At 34.1% G+C, this 6,337-nt stretch carries 3 protein-coding genes; 1 reads left to right on the forward strand and 2 read right to left on the reverse strand.

Annotated features, from left to right (window positions below; genetic code table 11):
- Position 1 precedes the first annotated feature (1 nt).
- Positions 2-1,540, reverse strand: a complete 1,539-nt coding sequence (locus ACY2V1_RS06355; RefSeq protein WP_461833959.1) for an ATP-binding protein — start codon at positions 1,538-1,540, stop codon at positions 2-4.
- Positions 1,541-1,687: 147 nt separating this feature from the next.
- Between ACY2V1_RS06355 and ACY2V1_RS06360 the strand changes: the two genes are divergently transcribed.
- The gene (locus tag ACY2V1_RS06360; RefSeq protein ID WP_461833960.1) at positions 1,688-5,233 is read left to right on the forward strand and encodes an SNF2-related protein; all 3,546 of its coding nucleotides are present in this window, start codon (positions 1,688-1,690) and stop codon (positions 5,231-5,233) included.
- A 61-nt stretch (positions 5,234-5,294) separates the two neighbouring features.
- Here ACY2V1_RS06360 and ACY2V1_RS06365 read toward each other — a convergent pair.
- Positions 5,295-6,337: NAD(P)H-hydrate dehydratase (locus ACY2V1_RS06365; protein ID WP_461833961.1), on the reverse strand; the 1,043-nt coding region annotated here is incomplete at its 5' end.

The raw sequence follows: 6,337 nt of genomic DNA on the forward strand, positions 1-6,337 counted from the left end.
ACTAAAGCACCTTTTCCAACTCAAATCCCACAATATTTCTCTTAAACTTACTAAATTCTATGCCAATTAAATAGATTTCCTTAAATTTTCCTATAAATTGTTCATAATATTTTTTTTCTTTTATCTGCTCCAAGGCCTTGCCTTCTGAGTCTTTATCTACTACTTTAAATTCTATAAGATAAACTCTGTCTTTATATTTTACAGTTAAATCCACCCTGCCTTTATTAGAAGTTACCTGGGAAGATACATCAAGCCCAGCGCCGTTAAACAAAGCATACACTATTGATGCATAATAGCCTTCATATTTATCAAGCTCATTTTTTCGATAAAATTCATAGGATATACCAGCAAAAAAGCTGTGTAAAATATCTTTTAAATCTTCTATTCTATTTTGTTGGAAAATTTTGATTAAACCTACTTCAGTCTGGTCTTTTAAAGGCGGGCTTGGGGTAAGATAGGATAAAAAGGCATCATTAAAACTCATCCTGACTTCTAAATTGGGATAAGTTAGAGTATAGACATTTTTATTGCCCATGCGAGTAAAGTCTTTAATTGTAAGATACCCTGTCTGGAATAGTAAATTTTCTGGATAGATATTATCAATATCAAGATTGGATAAAAGCTCTTCTCCTACTTCAAGGTTTTCTACATCAGGCAAATAATAGTTATTCTGTTTAAACAGCTTTATCAAAAATGTAGGAGTGCCAGTCTCAAACCAGTAGGATTTAAAAAACTTTTTATCAAAGAGCAGTAGAATATCAAAGGGATTGTAGACACTTTCTCCAAGCCATCTGTAGCCATTATACCACCTTTTTACCTCATCAACGTCAAAATCCTTTAATCTGTCTGCAAATACTTTTTCTAAGTCAGATTGGGTATATCCACAAATAGTTGCAAATGATGGATCTAAAGTAATATCGTTTAATTGGTTTAACCCACTAAAAATAGACACCTTTGAAAACCTGGATACCCCTGTTAAAAATACAAGCTTTAAATATGGATCAGCATCTTTTAGCACTGAATAAAAATCTTTTAATATCTCTCTGTTTTCTTTTGCATTTTCTATATTTTCTATTGCATCAAGTATGGGTTTGTCGTATTCATCCACGAGCACAACAACTGGCTCTTTGTATTTTTCATATAAAAGGATTATTGTTTGTTCAAATTTTCCCTTTAATGTTGGGTAGGACAATTTTATGTTGTGCTCTCTCTGTATCCCTAAAAAAATCTCTTCAATGCTAATTTTTAAATCATCTGGTGTGCGGTGACCACCCCTTCCAAAGCTTATTTTAACAACTGGATATTTTTTATCCCAATTCCATTTATCGTAGATATAGAGCCCTTTAAAAAGCTCTTTATTGCCAGAAAAGGCCTCTTTTAAAGTATCTAGAAACAAGGACTTCCCAAACCTCCGGGGGCGACTTAAAAAATAATACCCACCTCTCTCAAATTTTTTAACAAAAGGTGTCTTATCCACATAATAGTAATTATCTCTAATCATTTTTTGAAAGCTCTGAATACCGATTGGCAAATATTTCATAATTGCTCCTTGACGCCAAAATTTTTACAATCATGACTGTATAAATAAATTTGAAAATTGGCAAGGGTTGGAGTAAGATGTAAGATACTTGACATCACATACATCTGCTAGCATGAAATACAAAAAAATTAAATAAGGATTTAATATATGAAGAAAAAATCTTTTGCCTTAACCTGGTGGGGAAAGACATGGATAGGCGCATTGGAGCGTCTTGGTTCTGTCTGGAAAAATCGTCTTCCAAGGGGGAGAACTTACGCAAGAAAAGGCATGGTAGTTAAATGTGACATACAACCAGGCCTGATCACTGCCCAAGTAGCTGGCACCAGAAAAAGGCCCTATAAAATAAAAATAAAGGTAAAAGAGTTTACAAAAAAGACCAGAGATGAAATATTTCAAATAATGAGGCAAAGACCTGTTCTTGTGTCATCCATATTAAATTTGACCCTGCCTGAAAACATAGTAGATATATTTAAAGATCATGGAATTGACCTTTTGCCAACAACTGAAGAGGAATTTGACACTGACTGCAGTTGCCCTGATTGGGCAAATCCATGTAAACACATTGCAGCAGTGTTTTATGTCCTGGCCGAGGTCATAGATAATGACCCTTTTGTGCTATTTACACTCAGGGGAATTCCAAAAGAAGAATTTTTAAAACAACTAAAATTAATTGAAGAAAAAGATAAAATCTCCAGTTTTGTACCAAATAAATCAGAGATAGAAAATTTTTATTCCTATAAACAAAATACCCCTTTTCCTTCACTCTCTTTGGAGGGAAATGGGAAAAATTTTATATTTTCAGTACTTACTGATAATCCTATTTTTTACAGAAAAGGCGATTTTAAAGAGATATTGGGTTCTATTTATGATTCAATAGACCTAAATACATTTTTAGAAAATGGAGATGATTTCTCTAATCTTATTAATGCAAAGGGTGTTATATTTTTAAAAGAAAAAAATGAACTCTTTATTTATGGAATAGACAAATATATATCTCTTAAACAAAAATTAATAACAATAAATGATAATGGCGAATTAAAACAAAAACGTGTGAAAGGTATTTCAATAGAGCTAGATAAGATATTACCATATCTTGCATCCACATCTCTTACTCTAGAAAATGAAATATCTCCTCCATTTTTTACATATATTTACCTTGCACATTTTGCCCTGGCTCTTGTTGAAAATTCATATTATATACCGTCTGTTGAAGAAATACCTAATAAAAAAGTTTCCTATAAGATTACATATAAGTCTTATCTCATATCAAAAAAACTAAAGGAAATATTTGATAAAACAATAAAAAAAGCCCCACCTTGCACCTATTTAAGATATATAAATAAAAGAGGGTACCTCCCACCTCAAGATGTAATGGAATCTTTTTTAGACAGTTGCATAAATATACTAGTAAAAAAAGGAATTGGTTCTAATGTATTATTAGAAGATGAATATTTATTTGTTTTTAAAGAGGATAAGAGTATATTAGCAAGTAGTCCACAGATAAATTCCTTTTTTTCAGCCCTAAAATCATGGCTTGCTCCCTTAATTTTACGAAAAAAACAAGATATTATAAGGATTGGTCTTGTCTTAAAGCCTGCAAAGACAACAAAAAATTGGGTGCTTGAGCCAAGGGTATTTCCTGATGACAAAAAACCTGTCAACTTAAAAAGATTCTGGAAAACAGCACATGACAAGGACAAGAAGGAGATAATTGATTTAATATCTATCTTAACGCGTCATATCCCTGTCCTTAGCTCTCTTGAGGCAAAAAAGGGAGGATTTAAAGAAAAAATCACTGTAAAAGCAGATGATTTGCTAAATCTCATTTCAACAGGCAAAGAATATCTACAGATATTTGATATTCCTCTGATATTCCCTGAAGAAATAAAAGAGGTCCTAAAGATTAGACCCAGGATACAGACAAAATCTGTATCCCATATTGAACCCATGCTCTCTTTAAAGGATATGCTGGAGTTTGAATGGCAGGTGAGTCTTGGGGATATTACTCTAAGTAGGGAAGAATTTTTAAAATTATGTGAGGCAAAAACTCCTCTGGTTAAAATAAAAGAAGATTGGCTCTTAATCAGGCCAGATGAGCTTGAAAGGGTAAGGCGCATTCTTAACACAGATATTGAAATTAAAGATTATGCAGAACTTATGCGCTCTGCCCTACTACAAGAGATAAAAACTGATGATGGCGCAATTGAATTCATCCCACCTGAGGAAATCAAGGCCAAGCTAAAAGGGCTATCTAAATTAAGGCGACTTAGGACACCTGCTGGTCTAAAAGCAAACCTTAGGCCTTATCAATTAACAGGCTATAGGTGGATGGTGGTAAATTGTGAGGCAGGATTTGGCGCATGTCTTGCCGATGATATGGGGCTTGGAAAGACCATTCAGGCAATAGCTTTGATACTTTATTTAAAGAAGAAAAAAATAAGGCCAGCATTAATTGTTGCCCCAACAACCCTGCTTGGGAATTGGCAACAGGAGATAGATAAATTTGCTCCTTCCCTTAATGTATATTCCTATCACGGCACTGACAAAAGTCTTGACAGTTTAGACAATATAGATGTTGTTTTAACCACCTATGGGGTGCTCAGACAAAAGGAAAATCAGATTTCTCCAGATAAATTTCCTGTTGTAATTATAGATGAGGCACAAAATATAAAAAATCCATTTGCAGCCCAGACAAAGGCAGTATATAGTTTAAATAAAGCACCTTATAGAATTGCATTGTCAGGCACTCCTATTGAAAATAGGCTTATGGAGCTCTGGAGCATATTTCAATTCTTAAATCCAGGACTATTAGGCAGCCAACAATATTTTAAAAAACACTTTTCCATCCCAATCGAAAGATATGGAGACGAAAAAGCAAAAAAAGATTTAAGGCGCATTATTTCTCCATTTGTTTTAAGACGCCAAAAAACAGACAAAACAGTTATACGAGATCTTCCAGAAAAAATAGAAAAAAATGAATATTGTCCAATGTCTCAAGACCAGATCTCTCTTTATGAAGAGGTCGTGAAAACATCTTTAGGAAAGATTTTTGGCGAACAGGGTATAACTAGAAAGGGGCTTGTATTAAAACTTATGCTCTCTCTAAAACAAATATGTAATCATCCAGCCCTGTATTTAAAACAAAATCAGCCAAATCCAGATTTATCTGGCAAGAGTATGAGATTAATTGAACTCTTAGATGAGATAAAAAAACAAAAAGAAAAAGTGCTTATTTTTTCCCAGTTCAGAGAAATGGGACACTTACTTAAAGAAATGATCTTAAAAGAATTGGGCGAAGAGGTGTTGTTTTTACATGGTGGAGTGGCAAGGAAAAACAGGGATGAAATGATTAAAAAATTCAGCACAGAAAAAAGTCCATGGATCTTTATACTCTCACTTAAGGCAGGGGGAACAGGATTAAATCTGGTATCAGCAAACCACGTAATCCATTATGATCTATGGTGGAATCCAGCAGTTGAGGACCAGGCATCTGATAGGGCATATAGAATTGGGCAAAAAAACAATGTATTTGTACACAGGCTCCTTACCAAAGGCACTATTGAAGAAAAAATTGACAAGATGATAGAAAAAAAACGCGCTTTAAGCAAAAGCATTGTAAGTGCAGGAGAAACATGGATTACAGAACTCAAAGATGATGAGTTAAGAGAGTTGGTGGAGTTAGAAAAGGTATAAGGGGTATGTAATAAAATTATTACATACCCTAAAAATTTAACCTAAATTTAAGCAAAATACATTATCTTACTAATGGAAGTGTAAAGGCAATATCCTGGGCCAAATTTCCCCTATAAGGATATTCTTTTTCTAAATGGACTCCGCAAAGCCCATGCCACATAACTCCCATGCAAGCAGCGTCCTTTGAATCTATTTTCATACCCTTTATATGTCCTATAATGCCTGATAATACATCTCCAGATCCACCAATTGCTAAATTTTTGCATGCAATATTTGATATATATATTTTTTTGTCTTTATCTGAAACAAGTGTACCAGCACCTTTTAGTACACATACACATCCATATTTATGTACCAATGTTTTTACAGCATTAAATCTGTCTTGTTGTATTTTTGCAGTAGTAGTGTTTAAAAGATATGCAGCTTCTCCTGGATGTGGTGTTAATATAGTCTCAGAAGGTATTTTAATATCTTCTTCTAATTTAGATAAATTATAGAGCGCATCTGCATCTATCACAGTTGGAGGATGATCTGCATTTAGATATTGCCTTAAAAATTCCCTTACGCCATTATTTCTACCCATTCCAGGACCTATTACAACTGCATCAAATTTTGTTAGCTCATCTTTTATCTCGTTAAAGTTCTCCTTCTCAAATTCAGTATTATCCCTTGAGCCCAGTTCTTTTGTCATTATCTCTGGCCAGTTCAGTTTGACATTTGAACTGCAACCACAGGGAATTGCTGCTGTAACTAAACCAGCACCAGCCTTTAATGCTGCCAATGAACATAAACTAACAGCTCCAGTAAGCCCTTTTGCTCCGCCAATTACAAGAACATGCGAGACTGAACCCTTATGAGCTAAATGTGTTATATCAGGTATATATTTTATGATATCTGTAGAAATCCCATAAAATGAAGGGGGATTCTCTTGCTTTATTTTTTGAGGTATCCCGATCTTGCCAATTACTAATTTTCCTACAAACTCTTTTGCCTCAGGAAGATATAAGCCTACTTTTGCTTCTTCAAAGGTTACTGTTACATTGGCCTTGACTGCAATAGGTGATGGAATACCCATGTAGCCATTTAGCCCAGATGGGATGTCCA

The sequence above is a fragment of the Desulfothermus sp. genome, assembly GCF_053993635.1.

What these genes read in the sequence shown, in the direction of transcription:
- ACY2V1_RS06355 (WP_461833959.1), bottom strand. Translation starts at nt 1,540, where the DNA reads ATGAAATATTTGCCAATCGGTATTCAGAGCTTTCAAAAAATGATTAGA.
- ACY2V1_RS06360 (WP_461833960.1), top strand. Translation starts at nt 1,688, where the DNA reads ATGAAGAAAAAATCTTTTGCCTTAACCTGGTGGGGAAAGACATGGATA.